A 21,147-nucleotide genomic window follows, 5' to 3' on the forward strand; every position below is an offset into this window, starting at 1 on the left:
ATCAATTGCAAAAAACTTCTTGCACTACCAAGAATCTTCCCCTATAGTATCTCCACGTCATGGGGGCGTAGCTCAGCTGGGAGAGCGCTTGACTGGCAGTCAAGAGGTCAGGGGTTCGATTCCCCTCGTCTCCACCTTCGTGAATGCAAAGCCTTCGGGAAACCGAAGGCTTTTTTCATATGCAACCAGCACGCAAACCAAAGTGACGCCACACCAACACCCGCACCGCAAAAAGTTGCGCAACTTACTTCCCACTTCTGTACATAGTTTGTTAGCCCAACTCAATTCCTTTTTGCATTTCACGCCGTCAGCGTTGCGGCTTGGGCGGTGCATGCCAACAGCCGCACACGCATAAACCTGCGTTAATGTGAACAAGTTTGCAATATAACGCCCTTAAGCACTGCTAATGAACGATATGTTGTCGTGCACGTCCTAAATCGGTTTCCAGCCGCCTTGTGCTAGGATACCTAACGTTACATGGGTTCAACTGTGCTCACGGCTCCAGCAAGCTGCTAAGTACAGGGTCGATCAGCATCCGGCCGTAACGGCGGTGCCAGAAAAACCACGAGCTCCAATAGCGTCGTCATACGTATCGCATCGAATGACTTTGTTCTTGTCTATGTGCAAGCTATTTTCGATCTGATATTTCATGACAATTCGCAGTAGTCCTACAGCTGTTTGCGTGCGGTCCAGTTTTGTTCCCGCTTGACTGGTTCGCACGCAGCCAGCTGGAGTCGCGGTCATTTTGCGATACACGTCCGCGTCTCTAGCAACTGCACTCATACATACCGTTCACGGTGGGGCAGAGCCACGTGCTTGTCTAACTGGGCTCAGGGTTTGAATATGGAGCGCCTTCGCGCACAAGCGCCCTGGCGAAGCCATACCCAAACCCCGTGAGCCACACATAAGACAGCAAGGGGGTGGTGCTCGTGTGGTATGTGATTCACCCGCCGCCGTTTAGCTTACCAAGTTTTTCCTTGTAAGCTTCTATAACCAGGCCAAAAGAATCTTTGCCGCTGGGACCGAAGAGGCCCCAATCAAACACCTCAGCACCAACCTGCTCGATTCGTTCCGTCAGCCGTTCCTTAAGCTTTGCGTCATCCGTTTCGCGGAGCTTCGCATACAAAGCGTCCGCCTCCTGGGTTTCTTGAGATATTGCTTGGGTTACCTCGACTCCCAGGTCATGGAGTTCATCCCAAAGGTCGGGTTTGTCCCTATGCGACAGGTTTCTATACGTTGCTTCATCAAGGAATTGAAGCACGAGACGGGCGTATACCTCCCAGATATCGAATGGCATATGGGAGGGCAGCACGCCTTCGTAACTTGTCGTTGTTCCCTTATTGTCCATGTTCAAATTGTACAACCTCGTCAATCGCGATTTTCCCCGCTCATTAGCATCGACAGGAGAGCGTCTCTAAGCGAGGAAAGTGCTTGCATTTCAATCCTGTTGTCGAGAATGGTATCGAACAGAGGCATCAAGTTCTCGCAAAGTGCCGAAATGGCACCGGAATTATGGGGTATCTCCAACTGTAGTTTTTCAAGGCGCTCAGGTTAGACTGGGCAGTTCCCTGTGCAATGCCAATCATATGTTCCTTAAAGGCAGTTTGCCAGAACCAGAAAAAAATCCTGTCAGCGTGTCTTTCCTGACAGAAACGAGCACGGCAACTCGATGATTAAGTAAACAGTCAGGTTCCGCAACAATTCCGACCCTACCAACACTGCCCATGAGCGAAAGCACGATATCTCCTAGCATGAGTCTGCAATACGATTTTATGCGGCCAGGAATGTTCACGATACGATTGGCGTCAGAACAGTCAACGTTGCCGTCCCGCACGTTCTTGATTGTCTGAACTTTATAGTTGCCGTCATCTGAATAAGTGCCGCTATTGAAAGCGTAACCGTTCCCAAAGTCGACCAGTTTATGCAGTGATATAGCAGCGTCGCATTCCGATAGATACCTATCGAGTAACCGTCTTTCTCCGTACCGCCTGTAGCGGGCGGTACGGAGAAAGACGGTTACTCACGATCTGCCCACATGTTCCTGCGTTCTATGTTTGCCTGCGTCACCGCAGCCCATGCTGAATAAAGTGTTGCGACGATTTTGCCCAAAGCTTATCAGGCTGTTAAGACGCGGTTGTTTTGGTGCTTACACTAAATTCATAAAAGTCGTATCATTTCATTAGTTTATTCATCTTTAGGAGGAAGAATGCCAACCAACAGCCAGATTCTGATAGACGGATTCATTTCGGACGAATTCTCTAAGCAGACTGAATATAGTTCTAAAGGGGACTACTTTGAACTGTTGGCTTCTTCTCGATACATGGCTCCATACGACCTTGACGACGATGAGATAGCGGAAGGGCTCATTGGAGGGTCGCGAGACGGGGGCTGCGATGCTATTTACATCTTCGCCAACAATTATTTCTTGAGTGAGGATGTCCAGATTCAAAACTACATCAATCGTGGATCAAGGGTTGAAATTGTTATTCTTCAGACTAAGGTTTCAAAATCATTCAAAGAAGACGCGTTCTTGAAGTGGAAGGACACCTGCAATGACCTTCTGACATTCGATAAAAACTTAAATGATTTCGACGATAAATATTCTGATCGCGTTATCGATACTTTTGGAAGAATAAGAGAAGCGATTCAAGCGGCGGCGATGGCCGGAAACGAAATCCGAATGAAGTTCGTGTACATCGCGAATGCGGATTCACCATCGGACGGCGTTAAGATTCAGAAAGAGCAGCTTCCCGCTGCCATTGACGAAATCGTCGGCGTAAGCCGATTTAGTTCTTCGTGTGTTTTAGTTGGAGCAGACGAATTGATGCGCATCTGGTCGCCTCCCGCAGAGAGTGGGCTTGTTATGCGCTTTTCGGGGTCCTATGCATCAGTTCCTCAGAGAACGGATGTCTTTGGCCTGGTGTCTTTGTCGGATTACTACCGCTTCCTCACTGACGACCAAGGACAGCTCCGTAGCTATCTTTTTGAGGCGAACGTCAGAGATTACGAGGGAAATGTTTCAGTCAACAAAGGAATCAGGGAAACGTTGGAGCATCCTAGCGAAGACGATTTCTGGTGGCTCAACAACGGGGTAACGATACTGGCTTCTGAAGCCTACCAAATAGCAGGAGCAGAAGTGAAAATGGAAGAGCCTCGCATCGTTAATGGACTTCAAACGTCGTATGAAATATATAAATTTATGGAGTCTCGCACAGAAGACGCCGAAGATTCCAGAAATGTGATGGTAAAAATCCTTGTGCCGGGAAGCGATGAGACCAGAAACAGAGTGATACTGGCGACGAACAACCAAACTCAGGTGAAAAAGACATCGCTTCGCGCTACTGACCAAATCCATATCCAGATAGAACTCTACATGAAAAGAAATGGACTGTATTACGAAAGGCGGAAGAACTATTACAAAAACCAGGGGAGGAAGAGAGAAGAGATCGTAACCCTCTCCTTTCTTGCGCAATGCATGATGTCGATACTTCTCGGCAGGCCGGATCAGGCAAGGGCAAGGCCGTCGACACTTTTGTCTGACGAAGTTCAATATAAGAAAATATTTGGGCAGGATGGCAACCTTGAGGCTTACTACAGAGCCGCTAGTCTCGGAAAACAGGTTTGCCTGAAGTTTCCACAAATTAAGAGAGACTTAGAGGGTTCCCAAATAAGCGACATAAGATTTTACGTGATAATGGGCGTTGCTTCCATGTTGTCCAATAAAGATAGCCTGACATTTGGTGACATAGAGAATCTCGACCTTGACAAGCTTTCAGATGAAATTATTCAAACTGTTGCGGACATGGTGATGGATGTTTATCTGGCCCTTGGCGGAACATCCAAAGCTGCTAAGTCTTACGCCATGGCAAGTAAGGTCAAGGAAAAGATTTCACTACTGTTGCCTTAGGGCAATCCAGGGCTGTTCTCTAGAATGCCATCAGCAGAGAGGTCCTTTTTGCAAAGGGCCTCTCTATTTTCGTTCGGTTCCGAACAGTTTGACGATCACTAATCAGCTCGCGTCGTCAACCGCTTCGCTTTCAGCCCCTACCTTGATGCAGGCGTAGGCGACGAGCGTGCACAGCCCCATACCCATTCCAATCAGGTGCAACAGGAAGGCCATTTTCTCGCCTTACTTTTCGCCTTCGTACGGCTTTTCGGGGGCGAGCCCGTCTGGACGGCGTGCCATGAGCACGGCGCCACCCTGACGGTGGCCGGCGCCCACGAGACAACCGAGGCTATGTACAGGGCGCAGGGGCAGTAGACCACTGTATGCGGATGAAGTGCGCTGCACAGCGCCGGCACTTGGCCCCAGGGAACATCTCGGCGAGCGAGCCGACCATGCCGACGGCCTTGTCGCCGGTGAACATGCGCACGCCGCGAAGCCCTCGTAGCTCGCAATCGAGCTGGCATATGCAGTCCGCTGGTAGTATTTGCAAACTGGCTGATCAGGTAATTCTCACAATGCGCGTTTTATGCTGGCGGCGGGTTGCGGATATCCCAGTCATTGCAAAAACAATTTCCAAAACATGTGTTCTATTTGAAACTACATGAAGGAAGATCACTATAGAATGCAAGCTACAATAGCAAACGAGTATTGGACTCGAGTCTAGCGGAGGATTATGGGGTTCCAAGATATCCTTGCTGCGATTGATATCATCACGGGGCCTGACCCGGCCCTTTCTATCCTGGCGGTTTCGATTGTCGTCGCGCCGGCGTTGCTGTGGTTGTGTAAGCAGGCTTTGGCGCGGTTTTACAAGGCTGATATCTTTGTTGTGGCACTGGCGTTCGTCGCATTGTTTGCATCGGTTAGGCTTAGCCTTTTATGGTTGACGGGTGTGGCATCGGTCTTTCTCGCGGTGTGTCTGCTCGCTCTTCCCGCCAACTATTTTTGGTGTGCGCAGCGGCTAGATGACATAGTGGGCAAGGCTGATCCCTCTCTTCCCGATTGCGACTACGTAGCTGCCTTCAGGCTGATGAACTCGGTTGACCGTGATCGACTGTCCAGAAGGCAGCTCGCCTGCCTCGACAAGGACAGGATTTTCTGCAACATCTACTTGGGAAACAACGGCGTTGCAAAAAGGATGCTTGAGGACGAAAACTTAGAACCGGCTTTCAGGCATTTCGCCCTCCATATTATCGCGGACTCCGCTTGCGATCGTGCTGGGTCGCAAGCGGAACTCGAAAGCGCCTTGGCCGAGATATCCGACAAGACAGACCCTTTCATCAAAGTCCAGCTTTGGCACAACCGCGCGGTTGGCTATATCGTGAACGGTCAGTTCAAAGTCGCCGACGACGAGTTCAAGAAGACGTATCGTGAAGCCAAGCGTCTGGGCGTTCGGAATAAGTCGTTCCTCTTGCTACTGTTTGAGAATGCAACATTGAATAAAACGAAAATCGGCTTGCCTGATGGCGGCATTGAAGAAGGGTGGGGGTTGATTGAGGAATGCGAAAAGGCGCTTGCGCCGATTGGCCCCAACGATTTTGGGCAGCTCTTCAATCTGCGGCTTCTTTTCATGAGGCAGATAGGGGCAAGCATCGAGGACAGGAACAAGTTGTATTTGGCCGAGGTCGAAAGCACCCTCAGCAATGCCTCCCTTTCCGAGCAACAGCGCGTCGTCGCTATGGCGAGCTTGGGAAGAATCGCGTGGGCCGACGGGCTCGACCCCGCCCCCGTGCTCAATTTCTTCGAAGGATGCGATCGGTTTTTGTGCGTGAGCGACCCCGATGCACGTTACTATGCCCATATGAACCTGAGGGCGATGCTTTCGGGCTTGGCGGTGGATGACCGCTCCCTAAATACTTTGGCTGAGAGCGTAATGCGGTATTTCAAGGATGGGGACGCGGAGCATGATTTGGATGTGATGGAGGATGGCCTTCCTCCCGAGGCGATTCTGCGGCGCTCCCAAGTGCTGCGAGAACGCGCTGCCCTAGCCTTAATGGTGGGAGAGAACGTTGAGCGCGCCGTGTCGTACACTGATGAGGCTATAGGCCTCCTTGAGGGAAGCTTGCAGGTTATGGCGGCGCTCGAGTGTCGATGGCAGCTTGCCCGGCTGACACTGTACGACAAACCCGAGGTGGCAAAAATGCAGCTCTCGATTGCCGAAGAGCGCCTCGCTACGCTCAACAAGCAACCGTCCCTCGGATATCCCTATCTCGAGATGAGCCTGTGCTACGCCTTGCTTGGTATGCGTGCCGAGTGCAGAGGCGCGTATGAAAGGGCCGCCGGCTTCGAGACTCCGATGAGCCATTACGCGCCCGGCATTCGGATTAACATTACCGCCGCCGCCTTCTGTGCCAGGTTCTACATGCTTACGGAAATGCTTGGAAATCCCGAAGAGGTTTGCCCCTTGCTTAAAACTCGAGAGGGCAGGGCGTGGCTGTCTCGCTATCCGAAGGTTTCTTCCCTGTCGAAAACGCTTCTTTGCGGGAAGTTTCTTGGGTATGGGGATGTCGTGCCCGCCATGACGAGGCTATTCTTGGACGAGGCAGGGAAGCTATATGCCGAAACGTGGCTCGTCGTCCAAGAGATCGGGCTCGCGTTCGATCTTGATTCCAGAAAGCCCGGCGAAGAGTATGGGCTGGTTGTCGAGATCCAAAGGCACCCGCTGGTTGCCGATGACGATGCCCTTGCGAGGGTCGCTGTGCAGCACGGGTATACTGTGCTTGGTGCGAGGTTGGACCTGTGCAACGAAGACCTCCTCGGGGTCGATGACGCAGCCGCCGTATTCGATGTGCTGGATGCCTTGGGCATATTGGCCGAAGGACGCGTGCCCACATTGGAAGACATCATGAAGAGTTACCTCGAAAGCTGTGTCGACGTTCCTGCCGGCGGTTGGGGTACCTTTGCCGAGAGGTAGCTTCGTCCTGCCACGCTTCACAAAACGTTTCACAAACTTCTCGTTGCTGGCCAAGTTCTCAACACGTAGCGCTGCAATGGCCCTGCCTGATTTATCCTTCTAGCCCCCTGGGACTGCGGTGGAAATCCTGGGCCAAAAGAGAACCGGTAGGATCATTCGGATGTACAGCGCAGGGTAAAGGGCGAAGACCATCGAAACGTTCGCCGGGTTGGGTGTCAGCACGGCTGACACCATAGCAGAGCTCAGCTACCCCAGCCGCGTCACGCTCCACAACTTCGCAGTGCTGAGACAAGCCCTTCTGGGAAATCGGCACATTCTAACCATGGTGGTTAGAATGGTTAGAAATGAATCGAATCGAGGGGAGTGGTCGCGGCTCCCTTTTGCTATGCCTGCCTGGACGGAAGGCGTAGTGGGCAATTACCTCAGAGACACATCGTTACGCCAATTCGTATCGCAAGGTGCGACCTCCGCCGTGCCTTGCGATTTGCCCCTTATCCACCATCTCTTTCAATATGCGGCCGGCCGTGGACTGGCCGATCCCGAGCAACGTCTGCGCTTCCCTTCGGGTGATTGAGGGGTGCTCTGCCAAGAACTGCAGGATCTCGTCCTCTCGGGAATGGGAAGCAGCGGGTGCCTCCTTGCTGTTTGCCGCAGGCGTTTCCGCTGCCGTTGCTGCGAAGTTCATGTTGGGCAGGACGATTTTAAATGCGTTGTTCGTGGCCATGATTTGCGGCTGAGAGGCCGCACCCGCGTAGGCCCCCATGATCTTCCTCATCCCCGTGCCGTATGCCTCGATGAGCTGCAGGCGGTAGAAGACGTTGGCGAGATGCGGGTTCCGGCAGGCAGAGACGCCCATCATCAAATCCTCCAGCTCCAAGCCGGGCAGAAGGCCGCCGACTGACACGAACTCGATCCTGTCGTCGTAGACGCTGATCAGCGTGCTGGCGTGGAAGGAGTAGTCCCTGTGCACGAGCGAGTTCAGCAAGGCCTCGCGCACGGCGACCTCCGGGTAGTCCCGGGTGTCGACGCGCAGCAGCTTTTGGAAAGTGGCATGGGTCTGATTGTGGAAGTCGATGTAGTCGTAGACCTCGTCGAGCTGCTGCATGAGGGACCCGGAGAACTCCCGGCGATCCTTGAACACACTCTGGTCCGTCCCCTCGAAAACGGCCGCTTTTACGGTATGCGGGCACTGGTCGGACAGGAGCAGGCCGAGGTTTGTGTAGAGACCGTCCGATGAGGCTATCTTCAGGGTCTGCATCTGCGGCGCGCCGAAGGGGATCTTTCGTGTCTCGAATTCCCCTTTCGTCGACTCGAAGGTGAGCGCTTGGTCGAGGGAGCGCATGTCCTCGAAGCTGTCGCCGTCGGTCTCCTTGATCATCTGCCGGATGGCAGCATCGGTCGCCGGGACGGAGGAGTAACCCTGCCGCACGTAGACACCCTCGGGGCGCAGGCCCTTCTTCGCTAGGTAGTAGGGGCGGTTCGTGCCGCGCTGGACCTTGACGGCCACGACCGCCTTCCCGTCGCAGTCGAGCGTTTTATAGCTGACGAACATGGTGACGTCCGGCTTCACGGCGTCTCGCACCATGTTGGAGACCTGCAGGGCGCACGCATCCGCGTCCTCGACGCCCGGCACGGCGCCGTCGTCGGCGACGCCAACGTAGACCGTGCCGCCGCCGCAATTCGCAAAGGCGACGATCTCCTTCTTGATGCCGTCCTGCGCAACGGCCTTCAGCTCGACTGTCTCTGTTTCCTGGAATTTCATGCTGTCCGCCTTCCGATTCTATTCTACCCATATTCTAACCATTTTGCTAACCATGATGGTTAGCAAAATGGTTAGAAATGACGACTTTACCGTGTCGCTCGTTGGGATTGTGCCAAGGACGTTCGCCATGCCGGACGAAAGCGCGTCCAGTTCTCTAGTCGAACGAGACGAGCTCAAGGAGAACCTGCTTCTTGCAAAGTAGATTTTGAGCGTTGCGCCCTGTTGCATGGCGTTATAAGGCACCTGGATCGCTGCCAGAATGCCCATATTTCGAAAGTGCGGGGAAAAATAAGCAACCCCCGACCACAACCCGATTTTTGCGAACAAAACTGCAGGTCGCTGAAGCGTAAAACCAGGGTCTGGTCGCCAGATCTCGGTTTTCCCCGCACTTCCGGAATCGCAAAACGGAAGTCCGCGGCAAATTCCCAAACCCCCGAGCACACCGCCCTTTTCAAGCAAAGAAATCGCAAGTAGAGGCTTTGCCGACTTCTCTCGTGCATGGCATGCTCTGATTTTGCCGCATACTACCGGATACAGCCCCTCTCTAGGGCCTGTGGAACGGGCGCATGGCAATTGCCTTCCATTCAATCGGTAAGTAAAATTGAGACATGATTACGCTTGTCGACATATCCGCTGCTGTTTCTCGTGTGCTGTCTCGTTACGACGTCCGCGAGGCATATCTATTTGGCTCCTTCGCCCGTGGCGAGCAAACGCCAGATAGCGATATCGATTTGCGTCTAGTCTGCGGTGAAACAATGACGTTCGGCACACTATACGAACTCTCCCTTGAGCTCGAAAAAGAGCTCGGGCGAGATGTTGAGATTGTCACCAACCCTCCCGAGCATATGCGTCCTGCATTCCGCAAGAGCATTGAAAAGGATGAGGTGCGTCTCTTTAAGGCGGCGTAAACGGGACGAGGAGCTTTTCCGGAGTATCCATGGAACGATATTAGGGGCTTTCGAAACTTCGTAGCACATGGATATCGAGAAGTAGTTCGATCCCTCGCCTGGAAAGTTATCGTCGATGATATTCCCGAGCCAGAGGAAGCGTTGCGTATTTTCAGGCAGCGCCAGAGCTGATACATCCAGAGGCCGGGCGGGTTTACTGACTGCATTTAACATGTTCCCTCGGCTTTGGATACTAAAACTCATAAACTTGTGAAGGGCGAGGCGCGCGTGGCGCGCGGCCACGGCCCGCCTTTCCGGTGCCATTCCGACCGCTCTACGGAACGCCCGCCACGATAGCCGCCCATCTACTACGTTTGGCCGGCATCCCCCGACCATTCCGTTTTCGTTAATAATAAAACCGCAGGTAGACGGCCTGCGGTTTTTGCGAAATCCGGGATATGGTCGGCTGGTCGGGGTTAAACGTAGTAGATGGGCCGGTTTCGTGGCGTTGCGTCTCCGGAAGCCGCGAAATTCGCCTTGGTACAAATTCCGGTACGAAGAATGTCGATTCGAGCGTCCGCAACCGTTGCGGCCGGTAACGTCGATACCCAAAAAATGCGTTATGACCCTCGGAAACCGTTCATTCCGTTAAGTTGCGTCGCCTTGCGATCACGGCCCCTGTCTAGTTAAGATTCGAAAGAGGGTGTCTTTGGATGCGCCGCTTTAATTACTAAAGATATAGCAGCTATAGTGTGCCTTAACTCGTCCGTTAACCAATTGCTCTTGGCTCGGAAGCATCAACATGGCGCTCGAAGGCACCTCAAATCGCTGACAAAATGCCTATATTTCGGAAGTACGGGGAAAATTAAGCAAACCCCGAGCACAACCCGATTTTCCCAACAAAACCGCAGGTGGAGGCTTTGACGTATCCCGGCGTGGTCGACAAGTCTGGAATTTGCCGCATACTTTCGGATTCGACATTCTTAGAAGCCGGTATGAACTTGGAATCGGTTACATTCGCCCTCTCGATCTTTCAGTACAAGTATCGCTCTAACGATAGTATGTTAGACTATCGTTAGAGCGATACCCGTTAGGAGGCTCACATGGAGCTGTGGCATGGTTCCCAGAAGATTGTTGAGGTTCCCCAGTTTGGCCTGGGAAAAGTCCATAACGATTATGGGCAGGGGTTCTATTGCACGGAAAGCCTTGACCTTGCAAAGGAATGGGCATGCTCGGGAGATGCTGATGGCTTTACAAATCGATACGAACTCGATATGGCAGACCTCAAGTTGCTCGACTTACTATCGCCGCATTATTCAGTTCTGCATTGGATAGCGTTGCTCGTTGAGCATCGTTCTTTTCGCAAGGACACCGCCATCGCCGTGGGGGCATGCGAATATCTCCACGATTATTTTCTGCCCGACACCGACGCTTGCGATGTGATTAGAGGATGGCGTGCGGATGACTCATACTTTAGTTATGCCAGGGCGTTTGTAAACAATACGATCACCGTCGAGCAGCTGGGTCGTGCCATGAAGCTTGGCAACCTGGGGGAGCAGATTGTGCTCAAAAGCGAGCGCGCTTTTAAGAGCGTTCGTTTTGCTGGATTTGAACGTGCGCCTCAAGCTCAGTACGGCCCATTGGCCAAGGAGCGAGATGAAGCGGCAAGGGGGCAGTATCGGGAGCTACTTTCCGAGAATCCGTTTGAGGGAATCCGCATCTTCGACATCGTTCGAGAGGGGATGACAGTAGATGACCTGCGCATACAGTGAGATGTATCTCGAGGACGCCATGAGAACGCTGGGCGAGGCAGTCGATTTTGCCCTCTGTGACCAAGGCTTGAATCCAGCCGAGCTGACGGCGATCCTATCGAACGCTCTTGAGATAAAACAGTTTGAGCGCGGAATGCCACGTGTTATCTGCGGCATGTCGGGCGACGAACTTGCGCGCGAAATTATCGCCCGTGCGGGGCTAAAGCCCGCCGAATGCAGGGAGATCTATCCATTCGACCGTTCCCCGCAATACTGGGCGGGCTGGGTTTTGGCCTATACGCAATGGGCAAGCTGCCTGGGCTTTAGCGACCTATTCGAAGTTGCTCCGTTCGATTGGGTCATTGGATCATACCATCCGCTCCACGAAGCCCTCGAAGACAAATTTGCTGGAATTATCATCGAAAAATGGAACAAGGCTCAAGCAGACAAAAAGGGCCTCAAGGCAGCACGTAAGGCGGCCGGACTAACGCAAAAACAGCTCGCCACCCAATCGGGAGTTAAACTTCGCGCTATACAGCTCTACGAGCAGAACCAACTCGACCTGCGCCGTGCATCGGTCTCCTCGACACTGGCGCTCGCAAACACCCTAAACTGCGCTATCGAGGACCTCGTCTGGCAACCAGTTGATCTAGAGTACAACTCGAAACCCTGTTCATCCGAGAATATCAAGAATGAGAGTATTGCTGTTTAACTTTCCTTTACGTACGTATTTAAAGGGAACTATAATACGTATTAGAGACAGATTTTAAGGGAGGTTGCTATGGTTGCCGTGATAGACAAGAAACTCGTTTTCGGACGCGAACAGGTACTGACCTCGACGCAGGCAAGCAAAAATTTTGGCGAAGCGAGGCGTCGCGCTCGAAGGGAGCCGCAATTTGTCTCAGACAGGAACGATGGCATCGATACTGTTATCGTCGGCTTCGAGGAATTCGAGGCGATGGCGGTTGAACTCGAACAGCTCCGAGAGGAGCGCCTACACGCCATAGCAGCTGCAAGGCTCGCACGGGGCGACGCTGGTTCGAATCGCAAGGGCATCCCGTTCTCCGATACCGTGGGACGTGAGAGGTTCGAGGCCATGCTAGAAGCCGAGGCGACCGATCCCATTTCCGATGAGGAGCTGTTCGAGTGAACGTGGCTAGGTTTAAGGTCGAGTTTTACGACAAGACCGCCGAGAAAGAGTATCTGTCACTCGATGGTTCAGTTCGCGCTATGGTGGACAAAGGTATTGCGCGTCTTGCACTTCGGGCCGATGAAATTGGCAAGCCACTTTCGGGCCTTCTTGCAGGTTGTCGGGAACTTAAGTTTCGCACAGATGGCATTCGCGTAATTTATCGCATCCGCGATGGGCGCGTCGAAGTAGTTCAAATCATCGCAATAGGTGCAAGGGACAAGGGCAAGGTTTTCGACCTGGCATCTAAACGCTTGGACAGCGATGACTGATTGCCTCAAGAAAAATCTATTTACGTTGCATGGTCGAAATGCTCGGGTTAAACGCTCGGATTCAGCCAGCAGAAGGACGGCGCGATGAAAACGTTAGATTCAACGACACGGCCTGATAGTTATTGCTACAACTATCCTGAAAGCATGACTTTTGACGACTGTACAGTACATGCAACCGACCCTATCGCGCCGAAAGCACCCCGCACGTTACCCGATGATCCGGACAGCACCACTTTGATCGACGAGGCCGTTCGGCTGACCATTGCGGACATGCCCAACGCGCTCAGGCTCTTGGAGAACTCATGATGGCGGCTGTTGGAGGGCAAGGGATTCCCGTCGCGCCGCTCGTGCTCGACGATGCCGAATCGCTCGAAGTCATGGCCGCGGCCGTGATGCGCCTTCACAGCACGCTGATGACGGTCGGGCGCTGCTATACGACCGACGCCACGGGCGACCGGGCCGCGCATGAGCTTGGACGCGTCGAGTCTGTGCTTGCGGGTGCATTCTGTACGATATTCGGCCAATCGCCGGCCGATCGATTCGCGGACATCTTTGACCAGGCCACCTACGTGGCCGAGCACATGGTCAAGGACCACATCTTCGAGGACGGCAACAAGCGCACCAGCCTTGTCTTTGCGTTGTCCGTCTTAAGGCTCGCCGGCGCTCCGGTCGTGCTGTCCGACGCCCCCGAGCCCAAAGACAACCAGTACTACGCCTGGATCCAGGACCTCGTTTCCGGAAGCCACGCGACCAGCGAACTCGCCGAAGAGCTTCGCCGCGGTTGCCTTGCGGACACGATCGACCCGTCGCGCGTATAGAATCTAAGCATCCGCACGCCGGTTATTGAATGGATTGGACGCCACATGGAAATCCCCAGCACCCTGTGCAGCAATGTCTACGACTTTGCGTTTTGCCCCGAGCCCTGCTACGACCGTCTGGCCGACCTCGCCGATCCCGAGGACTGGGGTCCCAGCAACCGCATCCTCAAAAACTACCTGTCGTTCTCGTTTAGCCGCGCGGTGTTTTTGACCGAGCGCGACGTGGACCAGACCGCTCCGTCCAACCTGCCACTGGTGTTCGACGACGACCGCTGCCTGTTCAACACCGGCCTGTACACACGCCGCTACGAGACCATCTACGGCCTGTTTGAGCCCAACACCAAGTCCGATGCGCGCCAACGCTGGTTTTTGAAGGGTTTCTTTAAGGAAAGCGACCCCATGCTGGTCTCATTTGAGTACTTACCGTGCCGCGTGCGCTTTGCCGAGGACCCCTCCGAGCTGGTCTTTGACTACCGCCTGCCCATCCGTTCCAACATCGACCACATTCTGGGCGACGAGGAGAACCTGACTCGAATTCCCGCCAGCCTGATGGGGGAGGGCAACTCGCTGCTGCTGCGCCGCGCCTTTGAGGGCGCCGTCGTCGAGGCCGCCCGCCGCGCCGCCGCCAACTACACGCTCGCGGTGCCGCAGTTCTACGGCGGTCGGATCCAGCTGCTCCTGCCGCTGTGCCTGACCGGCGACAAGCCCGAGCTGGCGCTGACCATCCAGCGCGAGGACGGCTTCTACGCCGCGCGCACCTGCCTCACGCTCGACATGGCCTACAACAACGCGCGTCTTATCTGCCGTCCCGAGACCTCGTGGATTAAACGATAAAGGACTGTTTAGCTGCTGGTTTGTCGGCTATCCATATTGCGGTGGCGCGGTTTGCGCCCACGAATTTAAAATCGGCGGCAAAAAGTTCTTGGTAAACCACGCGCGGCTATGATAGTATCTCTTTTGCCGAAAGGCGACGGGCGATTGGCTCAGGGGTAGAGCATATCCTTCACACGGATGGGGTCACAAGTTCGAATCTTGTATCGCCCACCATCAAAAGCACAGGTCAGGGGTATTAAGCCTCTGGCCTTTTTCTTTTTGACACCAAGTGTGACACCAAAATCCAATCGAAGTTCTCAAAAGCGTTGTTTGTAGCACGTCTCTCCCGTGCTGACGTCATCACCGGTTTTGCATAAAGCCCATGCGTTCTTTCATTGAATTTGCCATGCGATCTGTTAGCAAATGTGGAGACATGAACCTTTAGCCCACGACCTGTGCCAGCGAGTTATGTGCCTCGCGGCTGCCTTTCATTCGAGCGCGTCAAGTTTTTGGTCAGCGTTTGGTCAGCTTCCGGTACTTACCCGCGTGATGACCCCATAGATAATCGGCCTCACCCGCATTCCGCACAGCCTGCGGCCAACCCCAGGGGAGACCAACATGGACGAGATCGTCTGCGCAAACACCGCATTCCGCTACTGGCGCTGCCCACCCCAGGTACGCGACCTCTACCCGCGCCTGCCAAGTTCCGAAGACGGCTGGCGAGTCCTGGCCCAATCACCCTTCGTAACCGATGTTCTTAAGACCCCGATTATTACCACAACAGTGCCCGGTGGCGTTAACTACCATTCAGGATTACGGACAACAATCCACTGTGATGATGCTTCGGGGGTGGGCAGCACACTGGAAACCGCGATGAACTTTAGGATTACCAATCCACTTGCGACGCTATTTACCATGGCGCGCTTTGTGTCTCCAACCGATCTTGTCCTTGCCATGTACGAATTCTGCGGGTGGTTCTCGGTCTTTGAGCCCACCGCCGCAGCAGAAGCGGAACTAGACAAAGGCAAAGACGCTGCTGAGAATGCAACCACCGAATCCCTCTTTGACCTCGATGAAAGCCAAGACGAACCACAATGGAAACGCGTTTATGCGCGCATAAAAGTCAAAGAACAGGTAAATGCGAAGGGGCCCAACGGACAAAATAAAACGAAAGAGGTAACAAAGCTAAAGGGCACTTCGCTCTGGATGAGGAAGCCGCTCATCGAATTACGTGAGCTTCACGAGTACGCCAGTAAGATGAAAAGACGAAAGTGGGGTATGAAGTTTTACAACGCCGCGCAGATGGTGACGGGTATAGCAGCCTCTCCGCTTGAAGTTGCAGGAATTCTATTGCTATCGCTCCCTCGCTCTTGCGGTGGTGCCGGCTTTCGAAACGTTTACGTCAACGACCTTACGCCGCTTACCGCATCGGCGCAGAACATTGCAGGGCAAAAAGTTTGCTACGGGGATATCGTGATCGTAAATCCAACCATAATGAAGCCAGGCATTGTGGAGATTCAGGGGGAGGTCATTCACGGATCAGGCGCCGTGCTCGACCACGATGCCAAACGCATGACAGCCCTGCAAAGCATGGGGTATGACGTCTTTCTGGTTACGCATGACATGCTTAACGATGCAGAGCAGCTTGACGCGATCGTCCGAAGTCTTTGCTTGCGCTTGAAATTGCGCTATAGGTGCAAAACTAAGGCGCAAAAGACGACGGAAATGGAGTTACGAGCCAACGTGCTGTGCAATTGGCTGGAAATCGGTCGTTAGGCAGGTGCCCCGCACACTTCCGGGCGCCCTCGGTCGGCTGCCTGCGATGCTCCCGCCACGAAACCTGCCCATCTACTACGTTTTACCCCGACCCCTCGACCATACCCCGTATTCCGCGAAAACCGCAGGACGTCTACCTGCGGTTTTCATTTCGGCCATATCGGCGTGGTCGGGGGATGATGCCCAAACGTAGTAGATGGGCCGGTTTCGTGGCGGGAGGTCCCCGGGGGCGGTCGAATGGGCCCGTCAAGGCGCACGGCCGCCGCGCGGGCGGCCCCCGAGGCGGCCGGAGGACCCAAACAACTCGGGCGGCGGCGTGGCCGCCGCCCGCGGGGCGCGCCCCGCGGGCCTTTTCGGGCGATTCGGGCCCGATCGGGCGCACCCGCGCCGCGCCGCAGAAAGTTTTTCCAAAATTGTCCTTGCATCGCCGTCCGAGTTCCCGTATAGTATTTCTTCGCACGGGGGCGTAGCTCAGCTGGGAGAGCGCTTGACTGGCAGTCAAGAGGTCAGGGGTTCGATCCCCCTCGTCTCCACCCGAGCATTGAATGAGGCTCCAACGCAAGTTGGGGCCTTTTTTCATATCAGCCAAATGCTACTTCGCTCGACGGTAACGAGAAAGATCGTCCGTTGAATGAGCATCCATCGCATGGTAGTATTTTTCGTCGTGTCGAACTGTCAAGATCGTCTTTACTGAGACTGTGCGACTTCATCACTTATAAGGGCTCTTGGCGCAACGGTTAGCGCAGGGGACTCATAATCCCTGGGTTCTGGGTTCGAATCCCGGAGGGCCCACCAGGTTTTTCAACAGGCCAGGCAACATGTCTGGCCTGTTCGCTTATCAAAGACAACAATATTTGCCCGCTATCGGCTGGTGTGCCCACATTCAGGCGCCGCCCCCGGAAAGTTTTTCCAAAATTGTCCTTGCATCGGCGGGGTAGTTCCCGTATAGTACTTCTTCGCACGGGGGCGTAGCTCAGCTGGGAGAGCGCTTGACTGGCAGTCAAGAGGTCAGGGGTTCGATCCCCCTCGTCTCCACCCGAGCATTGAATGAGGCTCCAACGTAAGTTGGGGCCTTTTTTCATATAGGAACACAAGGTCAAAGGCGGCACCATGATCCTCCTGGTCGACAAGATCGAAAAAAGCTTCGGCGCGCGCGTCCTCTTTAGCGGCGCGTCCTTCCAGATCAACCCCGGCGAGCGCTTCGCGCTCGTGGGCCCCAACGGCGCCGGCAAAACCACCATGCTCAAAATCATCATGGGCATCGACAGCCCCGACGCCGGCCAGGTCCAGTACGCCAAAGACTGCCAGGTGGGCTACCTAGAGCAGGAAACCAACCTGGAGCACAAGGACACCGCCATCCTCGCCGAGGTCATGGCGGCCGCCAAGGAAATTCGCCGCATGGGCGAACGCGCCAACGAGCTGCAGGCTCAGATCACCGAGCTCTCCGAGCAGGGCAAGGACGTCGACGCACTCCTCAACGAGTACGGCCAGGTCCAGGACCGCTTTGAGCACCTGGGCGGCTACGAGCTCGAGAGCAACGCTCGCAAGATCCTGTCCGGCCTGGGCTTTAAGGTCGCCGACTTTGAGCGCTCGTGCTCCGAGTTCTCGGGCGGCTGGCAGATGCGCATCGCACTTGCTAAGCTCTTCCTGCGCCACCCCGACCTGCTGCTGCTCGACGAGCCCACCAACCACCTGGACCTCGAGAGCGTCCAGTGGTTGCGCGGCTTTATCGCCAACTACGACGGCGCCGTCCTCATCGTCAGCCACGACCGAGCCTTTATGGACGCCTGCGTCGACCACGTGGCCGCGCTCGAGAACCGCCGCGTGACCACCTACACCGGCAACTACAGCAGCTACCTTAAACAGCGCGAGGACAACCTGGAGCAGATGCGCGCCAAGCGTGCCGCTCAGGAGCGCGACATCGCCCACATGCAGGTCTTCGTCGACAAGTTCCGCTACAAGCCCACCAAGGCCGCCCAGGCGCAGGAGCGCATCCGAAAGATCGAGCAGATCAAAAAGGAGCTCGTCATCCTGCCCGAGGGCCACAAGCACATCGACTTTAAGTTCCCCGATCCGCCGCGCTCCGGCGACATGGTCGTGGGCCTGGAGGGCGTCTCCAAGTCCTACGGCAAAAAGCACATCTACAGCGACATCGACCTCAAGCTCTACCGCGGCGAGCATGTGGCGCTCGTCGGCCCCAACGGCGCCGGCAAGTCTACCCTCATGAAGATCCTCGCCGGTCTGGAGCCGCCAACTACCGGCACGCGGGATCTGGGCACCAACGTGGGCGTGGCCTACTACGCCCAGCACGCGCTCGAGGGCATGACCGAGTCCAACACCGTCCTGCAAGAGATCGACACCGTCACGCCCAAGTGGACCGTGCCGCAGCAGCGCAGCCTGCTGGGCGCCTTCCTATTTAGCGACGACGACTCCATCGAGAAGCAGGTTCGCGTCCTCTCCGGAGGCGAAAAGGCGCGTCTGGCCCTGGCCAAAATGCTCGTGGCCCCCGAGGCGCTCCTGTGCCTGGACGAGCCCACCAACCACCTGGACATCGACTCGGTGGACATGCTCGAGAACGCCCTGCAAAACTTCCCCGGAACCATCGTGCTGATCAGCCACGACGAGCACCTGGTGCGCGCCGTGGCCAACCGCATCATCGACATCCGCGACGGCAAGGTCACGGTCTACGACGGCGACTACGACTACTACCTCTACAAGCGCGAGGACCTCGCAGCCCGCGCCGCCGCCGAGGCGGCAGGAGAGAGCACGCCCGCCGTATCCAAGCCCGCCAAAACCTGCTCCGCCCAAGCCGACACCCACGCCGCCGCACCCAAGCCTGCCGAGGGCAAAAAGACCAAGGAGCAAAAGCGTGCCGAGGCCCAGGCCCGTGCTGCGCTCAACAAAAAGCTCAAGGGCGTGCGCAACCAGCTCAAGAAAATCGAGACGGAGCTTGACAAAAAGCGTGCCCGCTATGACGAGCTTATGGAATTGATGGCCAGCGAAGAGCTTTATGCCGATCAGGATAAGTTCAACGCCGCGCTGGGGGAATATAACGGCCTTAAGCAAGAGCTTCCCAAGCTCGAGGACGAATGGCTGGAGCTTTCCACCCAGATCGAAGAGGAGACCGCGCGTGAACTCTCGTAAGGCCGCTGCCGTGGCGATGAGCATCATCGCCATCGCGTGTCGCATCTGCGGCATCTTTATGAGCGCGATGACCGTGCTGCTGTGCTTTAGCGGCCTCACCGCCAAGCTGCAGATCGTCGGCTTTGTCGTTGAGCTTTCGCGCGCGCTGCCGAGTGCCATCGCCGGCTACGGCGTCATCACCTCGCCCTTTGGTGGCGTGTTCCGTCTGGATTACGCCATCGTCGCTGTGATCCTGTTTGTAATTGACTACCTGCTCACGCGCGCCTCGCGCCGCGTCCGCTAGGGGAGCGCCATGTCCAGCAGCTACTTCATGAACCTGCTCGCGAGCGCCATCGCCGTCATCATTGGCATCGTGATCCACGAGAGTGCACACGCCGCCGCGGCCTGGGCGCTCGGCGACAAGACGGCCCGATCGCGCGGGCGCGTGTCACTCAACCCGCTCAACCATATCGACCCGTTTGGCACCATCATCCTGCCGCTGCTTATGCTCGCGGCCGGCGGTCCGGTATTTGCCTTCGCCAAGCCGGTGCCCGTCTACCTCAACAACCTCAAGGACCCCAAGCGCGACGAGCTCCTGGTGAGCGTGGCCGGCCCCGCATCGAACATCGCGCTCGCCTGTCTTGCCGCGGTCCTCATGCGCCTAGCCTATGGCAGCCTCTACACCAGCATGTCCTTTGCCCTGGCGTCGCAAATCATGAACTTCGGCGCCACCTTTATCGTGGTCAACCTGTCACTCGCGTTCTTTAACCTTATCCCGGTCCCGCCGCTCGACGGCTCGTCGATCATCGTGCCGTTCCTCAAGGGCAAGGCGCTCGCCAACTACTACCGTCTGCAGCAATACGCCATGCCCATCCTCATCATCGTGCTGTATCTGCTGCCCATGTGGACTGGCATCGACGTGATCGGCCGCTATTTCGACGTTACCGTGTATCCGCTGGCAGAGCAGCTCCTTTCCTTCGCAATCGCCGGCATCTAGGGTAAACTTACAGGTCGACCGTGCAAAACGGTCGCAACATGCACCCAAACCGCGCCGCGAAGGCGCCGTCAAAGGAGGTCGAAGATGTCGTATCGCGTGTCGACGCAGGTCTACAGCGGACCGTTCGACCTGCTGCTGCAGCTGGTAACCCGCCAAAAAGTTGATATCGGCGCTATCTCCATCAGTGAGGTGGCCGAGCAATACCTGGCCGAGGCCGAGCGCATCGAGGCGCTGGACCTGGACGTGGCGAGCGACTTTTTGCTGGTCGCGGCAACCCTGTTGGACATTAAGGCCGCCTCGCTGGTTCCGCAGGAAGCCCCGCGCAAAGCCGATGATGACGATGACGAGTGCGACGAAGACCTCGAGGAGCGCAGCGCGCTCGATGGCGACGCCCTGCGCGAGGTCCTGATTCAGCGCTTGATCGCCTACAAGCAGTTTAAGGGCGCGGCTGCGGCCCTTGGTGCCCGCATGCAGGCCGAAAGCCGTATGCACCCCCGCGTGGCCGGCCCCGACCCCGAGTTCCTAGGCCTTATGCCCGACTACCTTGCCGGCATCACCTTGCGCGGTCTCGCCGTCATCTGCTCCGACTTGGACGGCAAGCGCCAGACCTTCCTGCTGGAGGCCGAGCACGTGGCGCCGCATCGCGTGCCGCTCGACCTGACTGTGGCCTCGGTCGACCGCTTTACCATGGCGCACCAAACCTGCACCTTCCGCGAGCTGCTGGACGGCGATGCCACCACCGAGCAGCTCGTCGTCACCTTCTTGGCCATGCTGGAGCTTGCCAAGCGCGGCTCGCTTACGCTGAGTCAGGACGAGATCTTCGGAACCATCTGCATCAACCGAGTCGAGGGAGCCGAGGCATACGTGCCCGGCGAGGGCCCCGAGCTCACCGAATAGGAGCC

The 21,147-nt window shown here is 55.8% G+C and carries 16 protein-coding genes and 5 tRNA genes; 19 read left to right on the top strand and 2 right to left on the bottom strand.

The window, feature by feature from the left end; genetic code table 11:
- The first annotated feature begins 61 nt into the window (after positions 1 to 61).
- Positions 62 to 134 (top strand) — tRNA-Ala (locus AAA021_RS05760).
- Between the two features lie 809 nt (positions 135 to 943).
- Here AAA021_RS05760 and AAA021_RS05765 read toward each other — a convergent pair.
- Positions 944 to 1,348 carry a hypothetical protein gene (locus AAA021_RS05765; RefSeq protein ID WP_349088378.1) on the bottom strand — a complete coding sequence of 135 codons (405 nt, stop codon included), beginning with the start codon at positions 1,346 to 1,348 and terminating at the stop codon, positions 944 to 946.
- Between the two features lie 858 nt (positions 1,349 to 2,206).
- Here AAA021_RS05765 and AAA021_RS05770 point away from each other — a divergent pair.
- Positions 2,207 to 3,907, top strand: a complete 1,701-nt coding sequence (locus AAA021_RS05770; protein WP_117747021.1) for an AIPR family protein — start codon at positions 2,207 to 2,209, stop codon at positions 3,905 to 3,907.
- A 712-nt stretch (positions 3,908 to 4,619) separates the two neighbouring features.
- A complete protein-coding gene (locus AAA021_RS05775; protein ID WP_349088379.1) occupies positions 4,620 to 6,857 on the top strand; it encodes a hypothetical protein in 2,238 nt (745 codons plus the stop codon).
- A gap of 436 nt (positions 6,858 to 7,293) precedes the next feature.
- Here the strand turns inward: AAA021_RS05775 and AAA021_RS05780 are convergent, their stop codons facing one another.
- Positions 7,294 to 8,619: an RNA-binding domain-containing protein gene (locus AAA021_RS05780; protein ID WP_349088380.1), complete on the bottom strand. Its 1,326-nt coding sequence runs from the start codon at positions 8,617 to 8,619 to the stop codon at positions 7,294 to 7,296.
- Between the two features lie 608 nt (positions 8,620 to 9,227).
- On the opposite strand from AAA021_RS05780, the gene AAA021_RS05785 reads away from it, so the two are divergent.
- The 16 genes from AAA021_RS05785 to AAA021_RS05860 all read left to right on the top strand — a co-directional run bounded on the left by AAA021_RS05785 (position 9,228) and on the right by AAA021_RS05860 (position 21,142).
- Positions 9,228 to 9,527, top strand: a complete 300-nt coding sequence (locus tag AAA021_RS05785) for a nucleotidyltransferase domain-containing protein (protein ID WP_316370611.1) — start codon at positions 9,228 to 9,230, stop codon at positions 9,525 to 9,527.
- Positions 9,528 to 10,609: 1,082 nt separating this feature from the next.
- Complete coding sequence (locus AAA021_RS05790) at positions 10,610 to 11,278, top strand: DUF3990 domain-containing protein (protein WP_349088381.1); 669 nt, start codon at positions 10,610 to 10,612, stop codon at positions 11,276 to 11,278.
- On the top strand, positions 11,259 to 11,969 hold the full coding sequence (locus tag AAA021_RS05795) for a helix-turn-helix transcriptional regulator (protein WP_349088382.1): 711 nt from the start codon (positions 11,259 to 11,261) through the stop codon (positions 11,967 to 11,969). The genes AAA021_RS05790 and AAA021_RS05795 overlap by 20 nt, the downstream gene beginning before the upstream one ends.
- A gap of 69 nt (positions 11,970 to 12,038) precedes the next feature.
- Positions 12,039 to 12,407, top strand: a complete 369-nt coding sequence (locus AAA021_RS05800) for a hypothetical protein (protein WP_349088384.1) — start codon at positions 12,039 to 12,041, stop codon at positions 12,405 to 12,407.
- A gap of 2 nt (positions 12,408 to 12,409) precedes the next feature.
- A complete protein-coding gene (locus tag AAA021_RS05805) occupies positions 12,410 to 12,718 on the top strand; it encodes a hypothetical protein (protein ID WP_316370834.1) in 309 nt (102 codons plus the stop codon).
- 305 nt (positions 12,719 to 13,023) lie between these two features.
- Positions 13,024 to 13,536, top strand: a complete 513-nt coding sequence (locus tag AAA021_RS05810) for a Fic family protein (RefSeq protein WP_349088385.1) — start codon at positions 13,024 to 13,026, stop codon at positions 13,534 to 13,536.
- 45 nt (positions 13,537 to 13,581) lie between these two features.
- Positions 13,582 to 14,370, top strand: a complete 789-nt coding sequence (locus AAA021_RS05815; protein WP_349088386.1) for a DUF3825 domain-containing protein — start codon at positions 13,582 to 13,584, stop codon at positions 14,368 to 14,370.
- Positions 14,371 to 14,508: 138 nt separating this feature from the next.
- Positions 14,509 to 14,583: transfer RNA gene (locus AAA021_RS05820), tRNA-Val, on the top strand.
- A 384-nt stretch (positions 14,584 to 14,967) separates the two neighbouring features.
- Entirely contained in the window at positions 14,968 to 16,125 is a 1,158-nt protein-coding gene (locus AAA021_RS05825) for a hypothetical protein (RefSeq protein WP_349088387.1), read from the top strand.
- Positions 16,126 to 16,585: 460 nt separating this feature from the next.
- Positions 16,586 to 16,658: transfer RNA gene (locus AAA021_RS05830), tRNA-Ala, on the top strand.
- 186 nt (positions 16,659 to 16,844) lie between these two features.
- Positions 16,845 to 16,920 (top strand) — tRNA-Ile (locus AAA021_RS05835).
- Between the two features lie 167 nt (positions 16,921 to 17,087).
- A tRNA-Ala gene (locus tag AAA021_RS05840) sits at positions 17,088 to 17,160 on the top strand.
- Positions 17,161 to 17,235: 75 nt separating this feature from the next.
- Complete coding sequence (locus tag AAA021_RS05845) at positions 17,236 to 19,269, top strand: ABC-F family ATP-binding cassette domain-containing protein (RefSeq protein ID WP_349088388.1); 2,034 nt, start codon at positions 17,236 to 17,238, stop codon at positions 19,267 to 19,269.
- On the top strand, positions 19,256 to 19,552 hold the full coding sequence (locus AAA021_RS05850) for a hypothetical protein (RefSeq protein WP_168170409.1): 297 nt from the start codon (positions 19,256 to 19,258) through the stop codon (positions 19,550 to 19,552). Before AAA021_RS05845 ends, AAA021_RS05850 begins: the two co-directional genes overlap by 14 nt.
- A 9-nt stretch (positions 19,553 to 19,561) precedes the next feature.
- Positions 19,562 to 20,245 carry a site-2 protease family protein gene (locus AAA021_RS05855; protein ID WP_349088389.1) on the top strand — a complete coding sequence of 228 codons (684 nt, stop codon included), beginning with the start codon at positions 19,562 to 19,564 and terminating at the stop codon, positions 20,243 to 20,245.
- A gap of 84 nt (positions 20,246 to 20,329) precedes the next feature.
- Entirely contained in the window at positions 20,330 to 21,142 is an 813-nt protein-coding gene (locus tag AAA021_RS05860; RefSeq protein ID WP_349088390.1) for a segregation/condensation protein A, read from the top strand.
- Positions 21,143 to 21,147: the final 5 nt, after the last annotated feature.

This window comes from Collinsella sp. CLA-JM-H32 (assembly GCF_040098165.1).
In the GTDB taxonomy this organism is placed as follows: Bacteria; Actinomycetota; Coriobacteriia; order Coriobacteriales; family Coriobacteriaceae; genus Collinsella.

Excerpts from the sequence above, each read along its gene's own strand:
- AAA021_RS05765 (WP_349088378.1), bottom strand. The coding sequence starts at position 1,348 with ATGGACAATAAGGGAACAACGACAAGTTACGAAGGCGTGCTGCCCTCC.
- AAA021_RS05770 (WP_117747021.1), top strand. The coding sequence starts at position 2,207 with ATGCCAACCAACAGCCAGATTCTGATAGACGGATTCATTTCGGACGAA.
- AAA021_RS05775 (WP_349088379.1), top strand. The coding sequence starts at position 4,620 with ATGGGGTTCCAAGATATCCTTGCTGCGATTGATATCATCACGGGGCCT.
- AAA021_RS05780 (WP_349088380.1), bottom strand. The coding sequence starts at position 8,619 with ATGAAATTCCAGGAAACAGAGACAGTCGAGCTGAAGGCCGTTGCGCAG.
- AAA021_RS05785 (WP_316370611.1), top strand. The coding sequence starts at position 9,228 with ATGATTACGCTTGTCGACATATCCGCTGCTGTTTCTCGTGTGCTGTCT.
- AAA021_RS05790 (WP_349088381.1), top strand. The coding sequence starts at position 10,610 with ATGGAGCTGTGGCATGGTTCCCAGAAGATTGTTGAGGTTCCCCAGTTT.
- AAA021_RS05795 (WP_349088382.1), top strand. The coding sequence starts at position 11,259 with ATGACCTGCGCATACAGTGAGATGTATCTCGAGGACGCCATGAGAACG.
- AAA021_RS05800 (WP_349088384.1), top strand. The coding sequence starts at position 12,039 with ATGGTTGCCGTGATAGACAAGAAACTCGTTTTCGGACGCGAACAGGTA.
- AAA021_RS05810 (WP_349088385.1), top strand. The coding sequence starts at position 13,024 with ATGGCGGCTGTTGGAGGGCAAGGGATTCCCGTCGCGCCGCTCGTGCTC.
- AAA021_RS05815 (WP_349088386.1), top strand. The coding sequence starts at position 13,582 with ATGGAAATCCCCAGCACCCTGTGCAGCAATGTCTACGACTTTGCGTTT.
- AAA021_RS05825 (WP_349088387.1), top strand. The coding sequence starts at position 14,968 with ATGGACGAGATCGTCTGCGCAAACACCGCATTCCGCTACTGGCGCTGC.
- AAA021_RS05845 (WP_349088388.1), top strand. The coding sequence starts at position 17,236 with ATGATCCTCCTGGTCGACAAGATCGAAAAAAGCTTCGGCGCGCGCGTC.
- AAA021_RS05855 (WP_349088389.1), top strand. The coding sequence starts at position 19,562 with ATGTCCAGCAGCTACTTCATGAACCTGCTCGCGAGCGCCATCGCCGTC.
- AAA021_RS05860 (WP_349088390.1), top strand. The coding sequence starts at position 20,330 with ATGTCGTATCGCGTGTCGACGCAGGTCTACAGCGGACCGTTCGACCTG.